This is a genomic window from Bacillus cereus group sp. BfR-BA-01379 (assembly GCF_022663605.1).
Lineage (GTDB): Bacteria > Bacillota > Bacilli > Bacillales > Bacillaceae_G > Bacillus_A > Bacillus_A mobilis.
Genome location: NZ_JAKUFT010000028.1, coordinates 1 through 21,321 on the forward strand (window position 1 = coordinate 1; position 21,321 = coordinate 21,321).

Consider the following 21,321-nt stretch of genomic DNA (forward strand, 5'->3'; position numbering starts at 1 on the left):
AAAAAATCCATAATTGTATTGCCCCCTCTTCCTAACAATAAGAAAATTATATTCTAAAAACTTTTAGTAATCAAGAATTTTCGACAAATTCATGTTAGTTTTTATGACATGAATGCGTTACGTTATGTTACATACAGATTTTTTCATAAAATAAAACTGTACTTAACTAGTGCATTTACCTAATACCCAACCACATATTTTCTACAAATCACAGAAAAAAAGATCAAAAAAACGAGCATCGAATTCATCTCGATGCTCGTTTTTTCATTATACCGCTTTTTCTTTATCCGTTACCGCTGACTTATCCCAACACTCTGTATTCGTTAAACCTGGAATCGAATCTGCACTGAAGACTGGATCTTTTCCTTGTTTCTTTTGCCTTACATAGTCTGCCAAAGCAGCATATGCAAATCGCCCAAGAAGTGTAATCGCAATTAAGTTTGTAATTACCATTAGACCCATGAATAAATCTGCCATATTCCATACGACTTGAAGCGTCGCAATAGAACCGAATAACACCATTGCAACTACCGCAATACGGTAAATTGTTAACCAAGTTTTACTTTGTTTAATGAATTCAATATTCGTTTCACCATAATAGTAATTTCCTAAAAGTGAACTGAATGCAAATAAGAAAATAATAATCGCTAAGAAACTGCTCGCCCACGGGCCAATTTGTGAACTTAATGCATTTTGCGTTAATTCAATACCTTCTAAATTTGTCGCTTTATATGCACCAGAACATAGTACGATAAATGCTGTTGATGTACATACTAAGAATGTATCTACTAAAACACCAATCGTTTGAATAAAACCTTGTTTCGCTGGATGCGTTACATCAGCTGTTGCTGCCGCGTTCGGCGCACTACCCATACCTGCTTCGTTCGCGAATAATCCGCGCTGAATACCATATTTCATTGCAGCACCGATACCACCACCTACAGCTGAATCTAAACCGAATGCACCTTTAAAGATTTCCGTAAACACATCTGGTATTAAATAGAAGTTTTTAATGACAACAAAAATAGCTACCGCAATATAAATAAGCGCCATTGGCGGAACAATCATTTCCGACATACGTGCGATACTTTTTACACCACCAAAAATAATAACCGCAACTAATGCAGCTAATGCAATCCCAACAATATAACGCTCAATACCAAAAGCATTTTTAAATGCTAATGTAACTGTATTTGCTTGTACTGAGTTAAAAATTAAACCATAACTAATTGTAATAAGGATAGAGAACCAAATTCCCATCCAACGTTTATTTAAACCTTTTTCCATATAATAAGCAGGACCACCACGGAAGCCACTGCCATCTTTTATTTTATAAATTTGTGCAAGCGTACTTTCTACGAAACTTGAAGAAGCTCCGATAATCGCAATAACCCACATCCAAAATACTGCGCCAGGTCCTCCCATAGAAATAGCTAACGCTACACCAGCTAAATTACCGATACCAATACGAGCTGCCGAACTCATACAGAACGCTTGGAAAGAAGATACACTACCTTTTTTACGCGTCTTTCCAGTTAATCCATCACTCATTAGTCGAACCATTTCCCCTAAATGAGTAATTTGTACGAATTTCAATTTAATAGAAAAATAAAGACCTAAACCAATTAACATTGCAATAAGAATATATGACCAAAGAATTGTATTCGTTGATGAAATAAATTGCTCTAAAATATTCATACAATTAACCCCTCCTTTTCTCCATAAAACGAATTATATTTAAAAAACATTCAAAAATCAACATTTTTCGACAATTTGCAATTTCCAAATATTAGCCAGGCACGAAGTAACAATATCCTTATGACTCTCTTCCCTCTAACTGTGCATACTAAAACAAAAAATAAATCTACAAACTACCCCATTGACAAAAGCATCAACCTGTAACTATAATGATTACATCAGGTTGTAACAAACCTAATTACAACAAATTCATTTACTTTCAGATATACACTTTAACAAAACACTTTGGAGGGATTTATTATGAAAATCGGAATCATCGGAGCAACTGGTAAAGCAGGAAGTCGTATTTTAAAAGAAGCATTAGATCGCGGACATGAAGTAACTGCAATCGTAAGAAACGCTGCAAAAATTACAGAAGAAAACGTAAAAGTTTTAGAGAAAGATGTATTCTCTCTTACATCTAATGACCTACAAGCATTTGATGTAGTTGTAAATGCATTCGGTGCTCCAGCAGGCGAAGAACACCTTCACGTAGATGCAGGAAACGTACTTATTGAAGCGATGAAAGGTGCACCTAACACAAAATTACTTGTAGTTGGCGGCGCTGGAAGCTTATTTGTAGACGAAGAGAAAACAACACGTGTATTTGATACACCAGGTTTCCCAAATGAATACCTTGCAACAGCTCAAAACCAAGGAAAAAACTTAGAAATTCTGCAACAAACTAACGATATTACTTGGACATTCATCAGCCCTTCTGCACTATTTGCATTAGGAAAACGCACAGGCTCTTATACAGCTGGCAAAGACAACCTTCTTGTTAACGCAAAAGGTGATAGCTACGTAAGTTACGAAGACTTCGCAGTTGCAGCACTTGATGAAATCGAAAATCCAAAACACGTAAACGAACGCTTCACAGTTGTTTCTGAAGCTGAATAATAAAAAAAGCTCGTAAACATAATGTTTACGAGCTTTTTTTATTATTGTACTTGCTCTAAACCATTCGGAGTAATCTTAAAGGAAATTTCTTTAAACTTTTTCGCATCTCCTTTTCCAACTAACTCACTCTTTTTATACCAATTCAAGCGATCTGATTCAGCATGATATACTTTCACTACATCCCCATACTGGAATGAGGTGCCATTTACTTGCTCAGCAAAATTCTTCGAAGTTTCTTGTCCTTCTGCTGTTACATATTTTTTCTCAATCCCATTTTGATCATATAGCGTAATTCCCATGTATAATTCATTTTTAAAATAACTATGAATTTGTTCATTCGTATGCGTTACATGTAATTTCTGCCCTTCATGATTGAACGTTACAATAGAACGAATTACGTCACTAAGCCCTTTGTATACAAGACTATCTCCATACGTTACTTCCAATGCTACTTCTGTTACTTTTTTGTTGCCAAAACGATCTTTCGTTTCTACTTTCACTGTTTGCTGACCAATTTTTGTCGTATCAAGGTTACCTACAAAACCTACTACTTCTCCACCCTGTACTTCAACAAATTTCTTCGCATCTAGCGTTTCGCTATTTGTTCCGATTACTACTTTTTGTGGATTTGCTTTTACTGTTTGCTCACCGTCTAACCTTTCAAATCCATTTTCAGTGATTTTGAAGACTAATTCTTTTATATCTTTACTTTTCCCTTCGCCCACATATACATCTTTTTGATACCAATGTAAACGAGAAGATTCTGCATGATATACTTTCACTACATCTCCATACTCAAATGCAAGTCCATTTACTTCATTAGCAAAAGCTTTCGTATTCTCTAAACCTTTTACCGCTATATTTTTCTTCGCTTTTCCTTCTTTATCGTACAGTGTGAATTCAAAATACTTCTCATCTTTAAAGTAATCATGAATTAGATTCTTTGTATCTGTCGTACTAAATTTTTGCGTATCATGATGCAGAGTTACAATTGATTTCAAGTCACCATCTCTATAACCTAATCCGTATACTAATAAGCTATCTCCATATGTTACTGTTAGAGGTACTTCCGTCACTTGCTTATTTCCAAATCGATCTTTCGTTTCTACTTTTACTTTTTGTTCTCCGATTTTCGTTGTATTTGGTTTCTCTACAAATCCAACTACTTCTCCGTCTTTTACTTCAACAAAGTTTTTTGCTTCTAACTTTTCAATTTCTGTGCCGATTACCACTTTTTGCGGTACCGCCGTTACTTCTTGTTGAGCTTCCACTCTCTCGAAACCGTGCTCTGTCACTTTAAAGATTACTTCATGAACACCATACTGCGTATCCACTAGCTCATTCTTTTTATACACTTTAAATCTATCAAACTCTTTTTGATATACCTTTACCATATCCCCATATTCAAATGTCATTCCATTGAATTGTTCTGCGAATCCTTTTGTGTTTTCAGACCCCTTTACTGATACTTCTTTCTTTTCTTTTCCATCTTTATCGTATACAGTCATTCCCATATACTTTTGTTCTTTAAATGACGTATGCGCCGAACCTTCTGCGCCAGTTGTACTAAATTTCTTTTCTTCATGTTTTAATGTCACGATCGATTTAATATTCGTTCCACCATGCCATGTACCAAAGAACATAATGCTATCTCCGTAAATTACTTCCAGTGGTACTTCCGTAAATTTCTTATTTCCGAAACGATCTTTCGTTTCTACTTTTACTTTTTGTTCACCGATTTTCGCTGTATTTGGTTTCTCTACAAACCCAACTACTTCTCCATCTTTTACTTCAACAAAGTTCTTCGCGTCTAACGTTTCGCTATTTGTTCCGATTACTACTTTTTGTGGATTTGCTTTGACTGTTTGCTCGCCGTCTAACCTTTCAAATCCATTTCCAGTGATTTTGAAGACTAATTCCTTTATCTCTTTGCTTTTCCCTTCGCCCACATATACATCTTTTTGATACCAATGTAAACGAGAAGATTCCGCATGATATACTTTCACTACATCTCCATACTCAAATGCAAGTCCATTTACTCCCTTAGCAAATTCTTGCGTATTCTCTAAACCTTTTACCGCTATATTTTTCTTCACTGTTCCTTCTTTATCGTACAATGTGAATTCAAAATACTTTTCATCTTTAAAGTAATCATGAATTAAGTTCTTTGTATCTGTCGCACTCAGTTTTTTCGTATCGTGGTGTACTGTTATAATCGACTTCATATCGTCAGTACCATAGCTTAATCCGTATACAAGTAGGCTATCTCCATATGTTACTGTTAAAGGAATTTCCGTCACTTGCTTATTTCCAAATCGATCTTTCGTTTCTACTTTTACTTTTTGTTCACCGATTTTTGATGTAATTGGCTTTTCTACAAATCCAATTACTTCTCCATCTTTTACTTCAACAAAATCTTTTGCGTTTAATTTTTCAACATCTGTCCCGATCACTACTTTTTGTGGATTTGCTTTGACTGTTTGCTCGCCGTCTAATCTTTCAAATCCATTTTCAGTGATTTTGAAGACTAATTCCTTTATTTCTTTGCTTTTCCCTTCGCCCACATATACATCTTTTTGATACCAATGTAAACGAGAAGATTCCGCATGATATACTTTCACTACATCTCCATACTCAAATGCAAGCCCATTTACTTCCTTGGCAAAAGCTTGCGTATTCTCTAAACCTTTTACCGCTACATTTTTCTTCTCTCTTCCTTCTTTATCGTACAGTGTGAACTCAAAATACTTTTCATCTTTAAAATAATCGTGAATTAAATTTTTTGTATCTGTTGCACTAAATTTTTTCGTACCATGATGTAGAGTTACGGTTGACTTCAAGTCTCCCTCCCCAGTATAGTTCAATCCATATACAAGTAAGCTATCCCCATACCCAACATTCACTACAACTGGAATGAAATTCTTATTTCCTTTTCTATCTACAATTTCTACTTTTACAGTTTTTTCTCCAACTTCAGGCTTATCTTGTATAATCACACCTGTTGTTTTTACGCCTTCTCCTAAATTCCGCACAAGTTCTTTTGCTTTTTTCTCATCATATGTAGTACCGATTACTATATTTTGTATTTTTTCATTATTTGGCTCGCCATATGGAACTTCATATAACTCAGTTTGTTTTTCACGAATTGGATTGCTATCTGTAGATAACCATATTTCTTTTTCTAATTTTGGTAAATTTAATTTTTCAATCTTTTCTTTCGTACCATCATTTGCAATTAATCCCCATTTATCAAAGAAAGGAATTAAATTTTGTCCTGCCACTTTTGACGTCATATAAATAAACATCTGCTTTTTCTCTTCATCAGATTTAGGCAGTTCTGTATCATGTAACAAACGATACATTTGATGTAAATTCGGATAGAATTGATCCCCATAAGCTAAATGCAACTGCCAAAACATAACTAATTTCTCAAATACATTCATCTTCTCTTGTGCATCCGGTTTACCTAAATAAGCAAATGCAGCTTCATAGCGCCCCTCTTGCTCTAACCTTGTTTCATGCCCGAATGTAGTTTGAACTGCCAAAGAATAAATATTAACAGTTACTTCTCCAAGTCCATCCCATAACCAAGTGTTCTGTTGATGTTGATGTCCCACTTCATGCCAAGGCCCCCATCCATCATTAGTTAACTCTTCTAGATTTAGTACTGACTCTAAATTCCCTTTACTATAAGCTGTTCGATAATAAGTCGCATACATATAATTGTCCGTATACCAGTCTTCAACAAAATGAATAGAATGTTTACCTTGATTCGCAACTCCCACACCATCTTTTGATAAACCTGATATCTTATGTTCTATATTAATTATTTCATCGTGTTTCTTTAATAACGCAGCTGGATCTTCTTGTTTTAAATGCTCCGCTACAGTCTCAGGATGCATAGTTAGTAAACTATTTTCTCCTTTCATTTCAATTGCATATGGATTCGGTAAATCCTTCAACATACGTTTCCAATCTTCTGTCGTATGTTTACCTAAAATAAATAAAGGATTTGGTGTACCACCTTTTTTCACTTTAGCCACTACTTCTCCTGTGTTGTGATAATTATAAAAGTATAATAGTCCCCCATTTGGAGAAGAAATTTTATTCTCACCAGGATTTAAATTGAATTGTTTAGGTTCTTCTTTTTCATAAGAATATGTACCAATATAAGCTTTAATCTGTTGAGTCCCTTCTACTTGAATAACTACTTCTTCACCTGGATTTACATAAATGCCCGTTGGTTCGTAAGGTGAAAAACTCATTCGACGCTGATGCAACTCACGCATCCCTTCTACATCACCTTTTGGCAGCAATTGATACACTCGCTCTTCTTGCTGTTTCTCCTTATCTTCAATCGTCATCTCTGCATACACCTTAGGTAATTCAAATCCATATGGCGTTAATAACGTAGCTAAACAAACACTAGCCACTAATACCCTACTACTCTTTTTCTTCGACATAATCTGTGTCCCCTGTTCCTTTATTTAGAAATACCATCCTATATAGATATTCATTTAATAAGACATCCTATTATTTTTATAAAAACATTTAATGAATAGACTAACACCTCGCGCACCTGTATCAATCACTACCGTATTCCTCCCAATGTATTCGCTTTCTTACATTATAAAAATTTTTATGTAACGTATCCTCCCCACTTCCCTCTACTTGTGATGAGTTCTCTCTACATAAAAAGAGAATAGTAAAAGATATATTTTCAGTATTGTCATCTATACATCTTAAGTTATGAATAATAATAGAAACTTACATTTTCTTCATATACGACCATCTATAGGTAGTTTTTCCAACTGAATTTTACACGCTTTCTACTTTGTTTGATAGCCTTTTCAATCAGAATAATGTTACAATTTTGTGAATATAATCTATTAATTGTAACGTTTAGATTTCAATATATTTATATTATTTCTAAATAGAGTTTAAACTGTATAAACAGTAATTTTACCCCGCATTTAATTTTTCTACTATAATTTTATCGTTCATATAAAAAAGCATTGGCACACGACCAATGCTTTTTTATTATCTCTTTTGATTCGGTTTATGCGGTTCATTTGGAGTATGTGGTTTATTGTTATCATGACCATTTGCAGTTTTCCAACTTACCGATAACTCCGGACTTGTTTTTTCCTCACTTCGTTCAAGTAATACGACTGCATTTTGAATTGTTGGTGTGCCCTTATGCGCGATACCTTGTAGCTTCGTTAATTTTCCTATTACTTTAAAGCTAAATCCACCAGCTGGTGTTTGTTTTGGAATTAAGATGCGGAACTTTTCTCCCACATTAAATTCCGTTTTTGCTTCGCCCTTTTCATTTACAAACTTCGCTCCCGCTGGTGCACCTGTTGCTTGTACTTTATACGTTCCGCTTTTCGCGTTTGTTTCTACTGTATATAAACCTGTTTCAAAGAAATCATTTTTCAACACTGCTTGTTGTTCTTCTGATGGTACGACGCTCATCGTAATTTCTTGTAATTCTTCACTAGCATTTGCTTTTGCAACGATGTCTTTCGTTACCTTTTCTACATTTTTATTTCGGAAATCTAAATCATTAATATCGATTTGTTTTAAAGCATTCCATACTGCAAGCTGCGTTGCATAATGCGCTTCTCTCCAATCAGAAACACCTAATTCTTGTGGGCTCTTTTGTGGATATCCGTTTAATAATACACGGTACACATTAATATCCACTTTCCCCATTTCCGGTAAATCTTGACCGCTTGGAGATTTCAAATCTACATTTAAGCAAAAAGCAATCTTACCATCTGCCGTTTTTATAAGCTCTGTTCGAATTGGTTTCTTCTTTGACCTACTATAACTCCAATCCATTTCATACTTTGTATGATCCATAACTTCCGCGAATGCTTTTTGAAGTGGAAATAATAAGTTCGCAAATACAAATAAAACACTCAAAAAAGCGGCCATTAGCTTGAACGATCTTTTTATATTCATGTTTACAACCCCTTATGAAATAACAAATTTTCTTCTGTTTATTATTTAGTTAGAATTTTTTTTTATACATAAGCAAAACAAAAAAAAGAGTGCAAACTGTTTGCACTCTTTCTCTCCACTATAAGTTTAGAAATCAAAGTTATCAGGATCTGGACCAACGCGATGATTTTCGTTTAACGCATCGATTTTCTCCATATCTTCTTTCGTTAATTCAAAATTAAATATATCAGCGTTTGCAATAATGCGGTGTTCTTTCGTTGATTTCGGAATTGTTACAACTTCATTTTGAAGATCCCAGCGTAAAATGATTTGAGCTGTCGTTTTACCATACTTATCAGCAATTTCTTGCAATGTTTCGTTATCTAACAATTGACCTTGCATAAGTGGTGACCATGCTTCCATTTGAATACCCTGCTCTTTACAGAAAGCTTGTAATTCTTTTTGTGTTAAGCGAGGGTGATATTCCACTTGGTTAATCATCGGTTTCATTTCTGCACCTGCTAGTACGTCTTGCAGATGATGGATTTGGAAGTTACTTACGCCAATTGCACGTACGCGTTCTTCTTTATAAAGTGTTTCTAACGCTCTCCACGACTCTTTGTATTTTCCTTCTACAGGCCAATGAACAAGATATAAATCTAAATAATCTAGCTCTAATTTTTTTAAGCTTTCTTCATATGCAGCAAGTGTCGTTTCATACCCTTGATCCGAATTCCACACTTTTGAAGTAATGAATAAATCTTCTCGAGAAATCCCTGCTTCTTTTATGCCAGCGCGAATTCCTTCTCCTACTGCTTTCTCATTTCCATAAATCGCAGCTGTATCGATACTGCGATATCCTGCTTTAATCGCTGATTTCACAGCTTCTACAAGTTCTGGTCCATCCTCGACTTTAAATACACCTAAACCGAACCAAGGCATTTCTACACCGTTATGCAATGTTGTTGTACTTTGTAAATGTTTCATTATATTTTCTCTCCCTTATTTTACTTGATCTCTTTTTTCTAACGTCATACTCCACGCTGTTAACATAACAGCACCTACTACCATAATTCCGCCTACCCAAGCTGTATGAATTAACCCTAACGAGTTCGTTACAATGCCGCCTAAGTAAGCACCAAGAGCGATCCCTGCGTTAAACGCTGCAATGTTAATCGCGGATGCTACATCCACAGCACTTGGAACAAACCTCTCAGCCAATATAACGACATACACTTGTAACCCTGGAACATTCATAAATGCGAATAGTCCCATGAAAATAATTGTGATGAATCCAGCGACTTTAAACTGCGCTGTAAATGTTAAAACAAATAATACAATTGCTTGAATAAAGAACATGTAAAATAATGCTCGAATCGGATTATGATTTGATAATTTTCCGCCGACCATATTCCCAATCGCAATTGCGATTCCGTACACTAACAAAATAATTGTAACGGTACTTGCTTTAAATCCTGTTACTTCTTGTAATAACGGAGATAAATACGTAAATGTTACGAATGTTCCCCCGTATCCTAATGCAGTAATAATAAATACAAGTAATAGTCTTCCATTCGTAATCAGCTTACATTGATCACGAAATGATACAGGCGTACCTTTTTTTAAGTTAGAAGGAATTAGCATACTATTGGCGATTAAGGCAACGATTCCAATTGCCACAATTACAATAAACGATGCTCTCCAGCCAAATTGTTGACCGATAAACGTTCCAATTGGTACACCTGTAATGGTCGCAACGGTTAAACCAGTAAACATAAATGCAATTGCGCTCGCACGTTTATTCTCTGGTACAAGTGCAGCCGCAATGGTGGAACCTATCGACATAAAAACGCCGTGCGCAAACGCAGATACAACCCTCGCGATAAGTAACACAGTAAAACTTGTTGCCACCGCCGCAATTCCATTTCCTATAATAAAAATAATCATAATCCACATTAATAACGTCTTTCGCGACATACTAGCTGTTAATGACGTTAATACTGGGGCACCAAACGCTACTCCTAATGCATATAAAGAAACGGTTAAACCCGCTGTTGTAACAGAAACATGTAAATCCTCTGAAATAGATGGTAATAAACCGACACTAATAAATTCGGTTGTACCAATTCCAAACGCACTAATGGCTAGTGCTAATAAAGCAAACATACTTCTCCGATTCGTCTGTACTGCCGAAGAAGATACTGTATATGAATTCAATTGAACTCCTCCTTAATGCGAGAAATCCAATCATAATAGTATGAAAAAAGGCCTTTTTTCTTCTACAAAAATAAATTTACTGCTCATATATGCTATTATGAATGGCTTCACTCTTTTTTTGAAGAACGCACTTAAAAGTACGATAGGTACCAAAAAGTAACATAGGCACTTTTTGGTACCGTACTACTCATTTCCCTCTTACATATGCTATTATGGAACATATTCAACAGGATAAAAAGTACGTACTTTAAAGTGCTATAGGTACTTTTTAGTAACATTTAAATTATTTAGCTTCTTTTGTTGGAGAACTGAAATCTACATTCATCAAAGGAGATTTTTATATGAAGAAATATAACATTCCCGTTGAAGCGACTTTAGAGGTTATCGGCGGAAAATGGAAAGTCGTTATTCTTTGCCACTTAACGAAAGGTACAAAGAGAACGAGTGAATTAAAACGTCTCATGCCTGGTATTACACAGAAAATGTTAACGCAGCAATTACGCGAATTAGAAGAAGATGGCGTTATTCAAAGAAAGGTATACAATCAAGTACCACCGAAAGTAGAATATTCCCTTACAGACTACGGTTGGTCTTTAGAATCCATTCTTGATTCCCTTTGTACTTGGGGCGAATGCCATCTTGAAAAAAGCGGTAACACATCGATGCTAATAACAGAAGATGAACAATAAAAAAGGAAAAAATGAACATGAATTTGTCCATTTTTTCCTTTTTTTATTTATATACACGTACATTTCTTAGCTTAACAAAATAATTTATGCGCTTTCACACCTTGTCAGTACTACGTTATACACTTAATATCAAATAATTAGGAATCATTTTTATGTTAACATAGGTGTATATAGTATATAATATAGGATATATATTATATACACTTTCCGATAAAGGAACTTTCCATTATGCGGACAAGCCAAGTATCGGACAGTTCATAAATAATAGGTAGGACATTATGGTTTTGGATTTATGATTTCAGCTTACTTGCTGGCATAAATTTAAAGGCATTTTATTGTGCTTTGTGAAACTTTGTATAAAGTTTCGCAAGCGTTTACTATCTTACCTATAAAAAATAAGAGTATTGCTATCGTAAAGGAGAATTGGAGATGCCAGAAACTATGACTCAAACAAAGCCAGAACAAGAAACTGTACAAATTTCTGCTAGCCAAGGACAACTTGATGTACTTGATCAGTTGTTAAAACCTGAGGTACAAGAATCATTAACTACACTAGTAGAACAGCTTCCAAAATTAACTGAGCTTGTTAATATTTTAACTAAGTCTTATGACTTCGCTCAAACTGTTGCTACTGATGAAGTATTAAAAAGCGACACTGTTAGTGCAATCACAGAGCTTGTAGAACCTGTAAAAGATACAGTGAAAGGCATGGCTGCTACTGCTATCGAAGCGAAAGATCGTGCTGACGAAAGCAACGAAGTTATCGGCCTATTCGGTCTATTAAAATTACTAAAAGACCCACAAGCACAAAAAATGTTCCGCTTTGTGAACGCATACCTTCAAATTAGTGCAGAACGTAACAATAAATAATTTAACTTATAACAACAATTAGTAAAGACGGGGGATATCATACTATGTCAAAACAAATTGTCATCTTAGGCGCTGGTTATGGCGGTCTTCTTGCCGCTTTAAACGTACGTAAATATTACAGCAAATCAGAAGCACAAGTTACAGTGATTAATCAATACCCAACACACCAAATCATCACTGAATTACACCGCCTTGCAGCTGGTAACGTTGCTGAGCAAGCAATTGCAATGCCACTTACAAAGCTTTTCAAAGGTAAAGATATCGATCTTAAAATCGCAACAGTTGAGTCATTCTCAGTTGATAGCAAAGAAATCAAGCTAGCTGGCGGCACTACTTTATCTTACGATGCACTTGTAGTTGCTTTAGGAAGTAAAACTGCTTACTTCGGTATTCCAGGACTAGAAGAAAACAGCATGGTATTAAAATCTGCTGCTGATGCAAACAAAATCTACAAACACGTTGAAGACCGTATTCGTGAATACGCGAAAACGAAAAACGAAGCTGATGCTACAATCGTAATTGGTGGTGGCGGATTAACTGGCGTTGAGCTAGTTGGTGAGCTTGCTGACATTATGCCTAAACTTGCAAAAAGCCACGGCGTAAATCCAAAAGAAGTTAAACTTCTTCTTGTTGAAGCAGGTCCAAAAATCCTTCCAGTATTACCAGACCACTTAATCGAACGTGCAACTACTAGCCTAGAAGCACGCGGTGTTACATTCTTAACAGGTCTTCCTGTAACAAACGTTGCTGGCAATGAAATCGACTTAAAAGACGGTCAAAAACTTGTTGCTAACACATTCGTTTGGACAGGTGGCGTACAAGGTAACCCATTAATCGGTGAATCAGGTCTTGAAGTAAACCGTGGTCGTGCAACAGTTGATGCATACCTACAATCTACTTCTCACAAAGACGTATTCGTTGCTGGAGACAGCGCTGTTGTCTTCGCTCCAGACGGACGTCCATACCCACCAACTGCACAAATCGCTTGGCAAATGGGTGAGTTAATTGGATACAACTTATACGCAGCACTAGAAGGCAAAGCATTCGAAGAGTTCGCACCTGTAAACTCTGGAACACTTGCTAGTCTAGGACGTAAAGATGCTGTTGCTACAATCGGAGCAAGCAATACTCCACTTAAAGGCTTACCAGCATCATTAATGAAAGAAGCAAGTAACGTTCGTTACTTATCACACATTAAAGGTCTATTCAGCTTAGCTTACTAATCTGAACATAAGCCCGAATCATGCCCTGCATGATTCGGGCTATTTTTATCCGTAATTTTCTCTAACTTATTTATTCGGCAGAAAAGTCATATAACCCTTTAAATTATCTAAATTTACTGATTATTTTATGTCTAAATTGTGTATATGAAAGAATGGAAGTATTCTTCCTACTCCCATCCTTTCACACAAATTATTATCCTAATTTAACTAGGCTGTAGTTCTTCTTCCCTTTACGAATAATAATAAATCGTCCATCAAATGAATTTTCTACAGTAACATCTGTACCCACATCTGTTACCTTTTCGCCATTCATCGAAATAGCTCCATTATTAATATCCTCACGTGCTTGTCGTCTAGATGGTTCAATTCCTAAATCAACTAGCCATTCTACGATGTTTTTCGTCTCTTTTGAAGACTCGAATGTTGGCATCTCTTTAAAACCTTGTTCAATTTCATCAGCTGTTAACGATTTAATATCTCCGCTAAATAATGCTGCTGTAATTTTCACAGCTTGTAGGAGCGCCTCTTCGCTATGAACGAATTTCGTCATTTCTTCCGCTAATACTTTTTGTGCTTCACGTTTATGAGGCTCTGTTTCTACCTTCACTGCCAATTCATCGATGCGCTCTTTCGTTAAGAACGTAAAGTATTTCAAGTATTTCACTACATCACGGTCATCTGTATTCACCCAGAACTGGTAAAATTCAAACGGTGTTGTTTTTTCAGGATCAAGCCAAACCGCACCACCTGCAGATTTACCAAACTTCGTACCATCAGATTTCAATAATAACGGAATTGTTAGTCCGAATACTTTCGCTTCGTGCCCTTCTAACTTACGAATTAAATCTAAACCACTCGTAATATTTCCCCATTGGTCACTACCACCAATTTGCAGTTGAACATCTTCTTTCGTGTATAAATGATGGAAGTCCATCGCTTGCAAAATTTGGTACGTAAATTCTGTGAAAGAAATTCCTGTATCTAAACGACTCGCTACAATGTCCTTCGCTAACATACTATTAATGCTAAAGTTTTTCCCGTAATCACGTAAAAACTCAATAATATTTATTTCATGTGTCCAGTCGTAGTTATTTACCATCTTCACTTCGCTATTTCCGCCAAAATCAAATAGCTTTTTCATTTGTGCTGTTAACGCATCCACATTATGCTGAACGACTTCTAACGTTTGAAGTTGACGTTCTGATTGACGTCCGCTCGGATCACCAATTGTTCCTGTTGCCCCGCCAATTAAAATAACTGGATGATGGCCAGCTAACTGGAATCTCTTCATCATCATAAACGGAATCAAATGGCCAATATGCATACTATCACCAGTCGGATCAACTCCGCAGTATAGTGAAATCTGTTTCTCTTCTACTAGCTTACGTAAACCTTCTTCGTCCGTCTGTTGATTAATAGCGCCACGCCATTCTAATTCATCAATAATATTCATCTTTTGTCATCCCCTCTATTTTTTGAAAACAAAAAGTCCCTATGTCTATGACATAGGGACGATTATTCACCGTGTTACCACCCAGTTTGTATAAATAGCATAGCTACTCATACCACTCTTAGCAATAATATCGATTGCCAATCCGCTTAGCATTACCTAAGATACTCCAGAGTGTAATTCGCAAGTTTGTTTGTGCTAGGTTCCAGCAACCCCTAGCTCTCTCATTAACAGTGACAAACTGCTACTGGGCTCTTTCAACGTATATTATTTGTTAAATTATTAGCCATTATATTGAATTGAAAACAAATTGTCAACAATACCCAAATGTTATTTTAAAATAATTCACATTTTCATACGTATTTCGTTACTCTTTATCTTCTCCAATAATCCTTACTTCTCGCTCTAACTTCACGCCAAATTTCTCTTCAACAGTCTTTTGTACAAAGTGAATTAAATCAATGTAATCTTGTGCTGTGCCGTTATCCACATTAACCATAAATCCAGCGTGTTTTAAAGAAACTTCCACTCCGCCAATTCGCTTACCTTGTAGTCCTGATTCTTGAATCAATTTACCCGCAAAGTTATTGGGTGGGCGCTTAAATACGCTACCACATGAAGGGTATTCTAGAGGCTGTTTTGATTCACGTTTAAACGTTAAATCATCCATTTTTGCTTTAATTTCTTCATGCACACCTTCTTCAAGTTCAAATCTCGCTTCAAGAATAATATAATGGTTGTTCGCAAATACACTCTTACGATATCCAAATTCAAATGCTTCTTTCGTCAAAGTACGTAGCTCTCCATCACCTGTCATCACAACAGCTTCTGTTAACACAAACGATACTTCACCGCCGTAAGCACCAGCATTCATATATAATGCTCCGCCAACTGAACCTGGAATACCACAAGCAAACTCAAGACCCGTTAAATTATGATTTAATGCAATACGTGATACATCAATAATTGCTGCACCGCACTGTGCTACAATCGTAGTTCCTGTTACAGTCACACCTGTAATGTGAATTAAACTTACTATAATCCCGCGAATTCCACCGTCTTTAATAATGACATTCGATCCATTTCCTAAAAACGTAACTGGAATATTATATTCGTTAGCATATTTAATAACTTCTTGAATTTCATCATAATTTGTCGGTGCAACGAACACATCTGCTTTTCCGCCAACTTTAATATGCGTATGATTCTTTAACATTTCATCTTGTTTCACATGACCTTCAGGCAATACCGTACTTAAATATTCATAAACCTCTTGCATATTCATTTTACGATTCCTCTATTTCTATATTCTTTTTATCCCGTTATACGGGCCCATAATATCCCCACATACATGAACGAACCTAAAGTGGTGGATACAGTGTACCCAAAATCAATTCGAGACACCTATAAACCTCTTAATTTATAAGAGGTGCCACTCATATTAAAATATATATTGCATAATAAAGCAACCCAAATGAGCTACTAAACTTGACATGTCATCAGAAAGACAACAATTTGTAAAATATATTACTTTTTCAAAACACTATCCTTCAGTATCTTACTATATCACACGAAAATAAAGTGGTATTTTTTGTAATTTTTACTTTATTTTCATCAATAAAAAGGATGCTTTTACCTATGTAAAAGCATCCTTTTTATCACTTATTATAAATTACTTTTCGTTCTCTTCTTTTTCCTTATCAAACCATAATAGTTCGTCATCATCAACTTCACCATTATAGTTGATTAAAATTTCTTCTCCCGCTTTTATATCCTTATAAGCGAAGAAGTTAAACGTATGATTCTCAAAGACAATTTCATACGTTGCATTCGGATTATATGCATGATTAAATAACATGCCGTATCCTAACAGGAATGCCGTATGATTTACCCCATACTCAAATGCGTAGTCAGCAAGTAACGTTTTCTCAATGTGTTCATGCTGTTCATTCGGATAAGAGATAACTGGTGCTGAGTGAATCAACTCACCCTTTTTAATATCACGAGTTGCAAATACACCTCTATTAAATTCTCCATCACTAAGTTCAGAAGTCTTAACTTCAATCATATGCGTCACCTATATAATTCTTTCTTTGAAGTATTTTATCCCGCTATTTGCGAGGTTCAACTAATAATCAGTAGGTATTAGTCTCACTTTATCTCCTTAAGCTTGGCAGAAAACGCGCAGAAAAGCAATTAAATTACTATCAAGTATTCATTTAAATGAAAAAAGAGCACACATGGTGTGCCCATTTTAAGGGATATTACTTTTCTAAAATATCTTCTAGCAACTTCACTTGCTCGCTAACCGTATGTAACGTCTTCACTGATGTATCATTGCGATGTTTTTCTTCTTCCACACTTGCCAATACTTCTTCCGTAGCAGCAGAAGTTTGCTGAATTACATGAGAAGCATGTGTAACATCCTTTACGATATTCGTCGTTTTAACTTGGAAACTTTCTTGATGATCAACAATCTCTCTCATTACATCATTAATTACATCAATAAACTTCCCTAAATCCGTTACATTTGTTAAAACACTTGCTAACATTCCGTTACATTCTTCTTGTACTCTTTCTGATTTCTCTACCTGTACTTCCACTTTACTTGCTTGATTACTAAACTCCTTTAAAATCCCTTGAATTCTCCCCGCAGAACGATTTGACTCTTCAGCAAGCTTTAATACTTCATTCGCTACAATAGCAAATCCTTTTCCATGCTCTCCTGCTCTTGCAGCTTCTATATTTGCATTTAAAGCTAGCAAACTCGTCTGACTTGAAATATTCGTTATTACATCTACAATTTCATTAATTTGCTTCGACTGCATCATTAAATCTCTAAATATAATTCCTGATTGTGAAACAACATCGTTTAAACTTCTCATATTCACTTCAAAATTTCGTAAAGTATGCACACTGCCCTTTGAAATTTCTAAACTTTCATCCATACGAAGTGACGCATTTCTTACTTGAGAAATGATTTGTTCAATATTTCCTTCCATATCATTCAATACTTCTACCGAACGATGCATCATCTCTGATTGTGATTGGGTACCAACTGCCACTTCTTCAAAAGCGAAATTAATTTCACTCATCGACTCCATCGATGTATTCATATTTTGTCTTAAATGATTGAAATTACTATCTAACTTTACAACCGTTTCCTCAATAAGTCTTTGCGTTTCTTCTAGCTCCTGAGCTTTCCTCATTACTTCTTGCTTCTCATCACTTAAGCGAGCTAGCAGATTAGAACCAATCTTCGTTACGCCCCACATAGCGATCGTTACGATTGCTAACAAGCTTGCGAAGTTTGCAGCTTCAGATGCCGCTGTATAAGCAAAAAATTGCTCCGGCCAATAACTACAAAGAATAAATGTAATAACAACCGCCACTCCGCCGAGAATGATAACGAGACGTTCACTTAAATAAATAAGTGAAACTGCTAATGTAAAGTAGACCATTTGAAATACAGCCGGACTTTCATTAAAAGCTTGTACCATAATGAAAGACATAATAAGCAGCATAAATGTCATAATATATTTATACATCGCTTCCATGCTTTCTATAAAAGTAAGAAGCGTTCCAAATACAACAACTGAAATACCGCAAACCCAAAACGCTATTGCTCTCTCTGTAAAAATATATCCGTAATACCCAATCGCGATGATTCCAAGGAAGAAACTACAAATCGTGATAAACAACAATAAATGATTTTTCTGTGATTCTTTCTCCAGGTTAGAAAAACAAGTTTTCTTTAACCACTCCATGTATAAAATCCCACTTTCTACACTTAATTACTTCAACTTAAAGACCGCACTCACTGGGTTATGATCACTATTTTCAAACTTTAAATCTTTTCCTTGCACATTTACAATCTCAACATTCGGTGAAACGATAAAGCCATCAATAATCGTGACAAAGTTTTCACCTTCCACATACTTCTTCACATCATCTCTCACCGTCATAACAGACGGATCTACAGCCCACTTAAAGCCACCATTAGTAAAGTCCTTCGGCAACTCTACTAACCATTCTGGACGTTCTTTCACAAACTTCGGATCACTTAACTGAACATCAGAAAGTAATTGATTCCAATCTCCGCCCATTATTACGTAATCACCATTTTTATAATGCTTGTTCATATATTTTTTTAAATACTCTACTTGCTGCTTTCTAATTTGTCCGCCTTCATCATACGCAGACAAATGTAAATTTACGAGTCTAACAAACTTCCCATTACTAACAGGGATTTTATGCTCAACAATCGCTCGATCTAAATCAAACAAACGCTTTGGCCAAGGTTCCACTCCAGGAAGCTGGAACCTCTCCGCTGTTTGCACTTTATATTTAGAAAACGTACTTAATCCAGCCTCCGCATATCCCATTGGACTTGTAATTGGGACAGGGACCCATTTTGTATCATAGTTCTTTCCAAATGAAGAAGCATAATCAGATAGTCCCTTTTTCAAAAACTCATGCCCATTTACATCAAAAGAGCGCAGTGATTTTATATCAACTTCTTGTAATAACGCAAAATCACTATTCTCATTTTGTAAAAACGAAAGCATATTCTTTAAATTCGTTTCCGTTTGCTCTTTACTACTTGAACCAGATCCCTTTCCGCCATCCATGAAGAAATCTTGATCCTTATCTAATCCAGCATATCCGATATTAAATGTTGTAACTTTAAAATCATTGTCAGGCGCTAATACGCGCTCCTTATTATTTTCCACCTTTAAACTTATAACATCAGCAGGCTGTTCTTTTGTAAGTGTCATATACGCTAAAAAACCACCTACAACTCCCACCCCTACTAAAATACATATAAGTACTATTTTTAATATTTTTTTCAAATAAACGCCCCTTTTCTAAAACACACGGTTTAATTTTCTTTATTTTCAGTTAACTAAAACTGAATGACAGACATAAGAAATATTTTATCACATCGAAAACTCTATATCACTATATTTAGTTTATAAGTAATTATTCTCACTCTTAAATTATCAAAAATACAAAATACCCCGACTCCTTCACTGGAAATCCAACAAAATGTTTAGTACACTATATGTAATAATCATAGGCGATGGAGTTCGCCATAACTGCTGCTTAGCTAATGACTCCTACCAGTATAACTACTGGTAGGAGTCTATTTTTTTGAGCAAGCTATTTAAAGAGGTGAAGAAATTGATTTATATTATTGTTGGCATAGCCGGTATATTAGGAGCCCTTTCTCGCTATTATTTAGGTCTTACTATTCATACTTCATGGCATCATTCATTTCCACTAGCCACGTTGCTCATTAACTTAATCGGCTGCTTTTTATTAGCATGGCTAACTACGTATATTGCTTGGCGAAACATCTTACCTTCAGAAATGATTACAGGCATCGGGACTGGGTTCATCGGTTCCTTTACGACGTTTTCAACGTTCAGTGTAGAAACCGTACAATTAATCAATCTTTCTGAATGGGGTACGGCTTTCTTATATGTATCATGCAGTATACTTGGTGGCCTCATTATGTCTGGCTTTGGCTATACACTAGGTGATTCCTTAATAAAGAAACAACTTGCGGAAGGTGATCACTTATGATGGAAGCTTTATTAGTAGCGACTGGAGGTTTCTTCGGTGCAATTACACGATTTGCAATTAGCAATTGGTTTAAAAAAATAAATAAAACTTCCTTTCCAATTGCTACATTTCTCATCAATATAACAGGAGCGTTTCTACTTGGATATATAATTGGCAACGATGTCACTACAAGTTGGCAATTATTATTAGGGACTGGATTTATGGGTGCCTTCACGACATTTTCGACGTTTAAATTAGAATCTATTCAGCTTTTCAACCGCAAAAACTTTGGCATACTATTTCTATATTTAAGTGCCACTTATATGATTGGTATCCTTTTTGCATTCCTTGGCATGAAACTAGGCGGAATATAAAAAAAAGAAAGCGACTCTAATCAGTCGCTTTCTTTCATAAGAAGTATGTCCCGCCATACGGAATGGAAAATAAACCCGCTGGATGCACATCGTAATGTACAATTTGCATTGGAGGCTGTGAGTAAGGCATATACTGCCCTTGCATCATTTGTGCAAAATATGCTTGTTGCTGCATTTGAATCGCTTGATTCACAGCATGAATTGTCCCCTGTGCTCCTGCCAGTGTAATAGCTGCTCCCACTTGTCTACCACTATAAAAATAATGATTCATCATGATTCAGCTCACTTAATATTTTTCTTCCATATAGTATGTTCCTATTTTATAGTGAGTATTTTGTCCTGAT

The 21,321-nt window shown here is 35.7% G+C and carries 17 protein-coding genes, 1 riboswitch and 1 other annotated feature; of the genes, 6 read left to right on the forward strand and 11 right to left on the reverse strand.

Going from position 1 to position 21,321, the window contains the following annotated elements:
* Nucleotides 1–267 precede the first annotated feature (267 nt).
* Complete coding sequence (locus tag MR113_RS12775) at nucleotides 268–1,698, reverse strand: alanine/glycine:cation symporter family protein (RefSeq protein ID WP_242254618.1); 1,431 nt, start codon at nucleotides 1,696–1,698, stop codon at nucleotides 268–270.
* A gap of 300 nt (nucleotides 1,699–1,998) precedes the next feature.
* Between MR113_RS12775 and MR113_RS12780 the strand changes: the two genes are divergently transcribed.
* Nucleotides 1,999–2,637 (forward strand): NAD(P)-dependent oxidoreductase, encoded by a 639-nt coding sequence (locus MR113_RS12780; protein ID WP_000689893.1) that lies wholly within the window; start codon nucleotides 1,999–2,001, stop codon nucleotides 2,635–2,637.
* A gap of 41 nt (nucleotides 2,638–2,678) precedes the next feature.
* Here the strand turns inward: MR113_RS12780 and MR113_RS12785 are convergent, their stop codons facing one another.
* The 4 genes from MR113_RS12785 to MR113_RS12800 form a co-directional block, all read right to left on the reverse strand.
* Nucleotides 2,679–7,100: a putative mucin/carbohydrate-binding domain-containing protein gene (locus MR113_RS12785; protein ID WP_242254620.1), complete on the reverse strand. Its 4,422-nt coding sequence runs from the start codon at nucleotides 7,098–7,100 to the stop codon at nucleotides 2,679–2,681.
* Between the two features lie 577 nt (nucleotides 7,101–7,677).
* Nucleotides 7,678–8,607, reverse strand: coding sequence for a thioester domain-containing protein (locus MR113_RS12790; protein ID WP_242254622.1), 930 nt, complete (start codon nucleotides 8,605–8,607; stop codon nucleotides 7,678–7,680).
* 126 nt (nucleotides 8,608–8,733) lie between these two features.
* A complete protein-coding gene (locus tag MR113_RS12795) occupies nucleotides 8,734–9,576 on the reverse strand; it encodes an aldo/keto reductase (RefSeq protein ID WP_242254682.1) in 843 nt (280 codons plus the stop codon).
* 12 nt (nucleotides 9,577–9,588) lie between these two features.
* On the reverse strand, nucleotides 9,589–10,752 hold the full coding sequence (locus tag MR113_RS12800; protein ID WP_242254684.1) for an MFS transporter: 1,164 nt from the start codon (nucleotides 10,750–10,752) through the stop codon (nucleotides 9,589–9,591).
* Between the two features lie 392 nt (nucleotides 10,753–11,144).
* Here MR113_RS12800 and MR113_RS12805 point away from each other — a divergent pair, with 392 nt between their 5' ends.
* The 3 genes from MR113_RS12805 to MR113_RS12815 all read left to right on the forward strand — a co-directional run bounded on the left by MR113_RS12805 (nucleotide 11,145) and on the right by MR113_RS12815 (nucleotide 13,585).
* Nucleotides 11,145–11,492 (forward strand): winged helix-turn-helix transcriptional regulator, encoded by a 348-nt coding sequence (locus tag MR113_RS12805; RefSeq protein WP_061679266.1) that lies wholly within the window; start codon nucleotides 11,145–11,147, stop codon nucleotides 11,490–11,492.
* 429 nt (nucleotides 11,493–11,921) lie between these two features.
* Nucleotides 11,922–12,362: a DUF1641 domain-containing protein gene (locus MR113_RS12810; protein WP_001115312.1), complete on the forward strand. Its 441-nt coding sequence runs from the start codon at nucleotides 11,922–11,924 to the stop codon at nucleotides 12,360–12,362.
* A gap of 44 nt (nucleotides 12,363–12,406) precedes the next feature.
* Nucleotides 12,407–13,585 (forward strand): NAD(P)/FAD-dependent oxidoreductase, encoded by a 1,179-nt coding sequence (locus tag MR113_RS12815; RefSeq protein WP_000043194.1) that lies wholly within the window; start codon nucleotides 12,407–12,409, stop codon nucleotides 13,583–13,585.
* Between the two features lie 193 nt (nucleotides 13,586–13,778).
* Here the strand turns inward: MR113_RS12815 and tyrS are convergent, their stop codons facing one another.
* From tyrS to MR113_RS12840, 5 genes are all read right to left on the reverse strand, one after another.
* Nucleotides 13,779–15,038, reverse strand: a complete 1,260-nt coding sequence (tyrS, locus tag MR113_RS12820) for a tyrosine--tRNA ligase (RefSeq protein WP_242254624.1) — start codon at nucleotides 15,036–15,038, stop codon at nucleotides 13,779–13,781.
* A gap of 51 nt (nucleotides 15,039–15,089) precedes the next feature.
* Nucleotides 15,090–15,305, reverse strand: a binding site (T-box leader).
* A 97-nt stretch (nucleotides 15,306–15,402) separates the two neighbouring features.
* Nucleotides 15,403–16,320, reverse strand: a complete 918-nt coding sequence (gene murB, locus MR113_RS12825; RefSeq protein ID WP_242254626.1) for a UDP-N-acetylmuramate dehydrogenase — start codon at nucleotides 16,318–16,320, stop codon at nucleotides 15,403–15,405.
* Nucleotides 16,321–16,707: 387 nt separating this feature from the next.
* The gene (locus MR113_RS12830) at nucleotides 16,708–17,103 is read right to left on the reverse strand and encodes an SET domain-containing protein (RefSeq protein ID WP_000573651.1); all 396 of its coding nucleotides are present in this window, start codon (nucleotides 17,101–17,103) and stop codon (nucleotides 16,708–16,710) included.
* A 196-nt stretch (nucleotides 17,104–17,299) separates the two neighbouring features.
* Nucleotides 17,300–18,802, reverse strand: a complete 1,503-nt coding sequence (locus MR113_RS12835) for a DUF4077 domain-containing protein (RefSeq protein ID WP_242254628.1) — start codon at nucleotides 18,800–18,802, stop codon at nucleotides 17,300–17,302.
* 27 nt (nucleotides 18,803–18,829) lie between these two features.
* Nucleotides 18,830–19,888, reverse strand: coding sequence for an endonuclease/exonuclease/phosphatase family protein (locus MR113_RS12840; RefSeq protein WP_242254630.1), 1,059 nt, complete (start codon nucleotides 19,886–19,888; stop codon nucleotides 18,830–18,832).
* Between the two features lie 217 nt (nucleotides 19,889–20,105).
* A riboswitch (Fluoride riboswitch) is annotated at nucleotides 20,106–20,165 on the forward strand.
* A 54-nt stretch (nucleotides 20,166–20,219) separates the two neighbouring features.
* On the opposite strand from MR113_RS12840, the gene crcB (MR113_RS12845) reads away from it, so the two are divergent.
* Both crcB (MR113_RS12845) and crcB (MR113_RS12850) read left to right on the forward strand, forming a co-directional pair.
* A complete protein-coding gene (gene crcB, locus MR113_RS12845; protein WP_242254686.1) occupies nucleotides 20,220–20,624 on the forward strand; it encodes a fluoride efflux transporter CrcB in 405 nt (134 codons plus the stop codon).
* Nucleotides 20,621–20,977, forward strand: coding sequence for a fluoride efflux transporter CrcB (gene crcB / locus MR113_RS12850; protein WP_242254632.1), 357 nt, complete (start codon nucleotides 20,621–20,623; stop codon nucleotides 20,975–20,977). Before crcB (MR113_RS12845) ends, crcB (MR113_RS12850) begins: the two co-directional genes overlap by 4 nt.
* Before the next feature lie 34 nt (nucleotides 20,978–21,011).
* Here the strand turns inward: crcB (MR113_RS12850) and MR113_RS12855 are convergent, their stop codons facing one another.
* Nucleotides 21,012–21,251 (reverse strand): DUF3947 family protein, encoded by a 240-nt coding sequence (locus MR113_RS12855; RefSeq protein WP_000980963.1) that lies wholly within the window; start codon nucleotides 21,249–21,251, stop codon nucleotides 21,012–21,014.
* Nucleotides 21,252–21,321 lie beyond the last annotated feature (70 nt).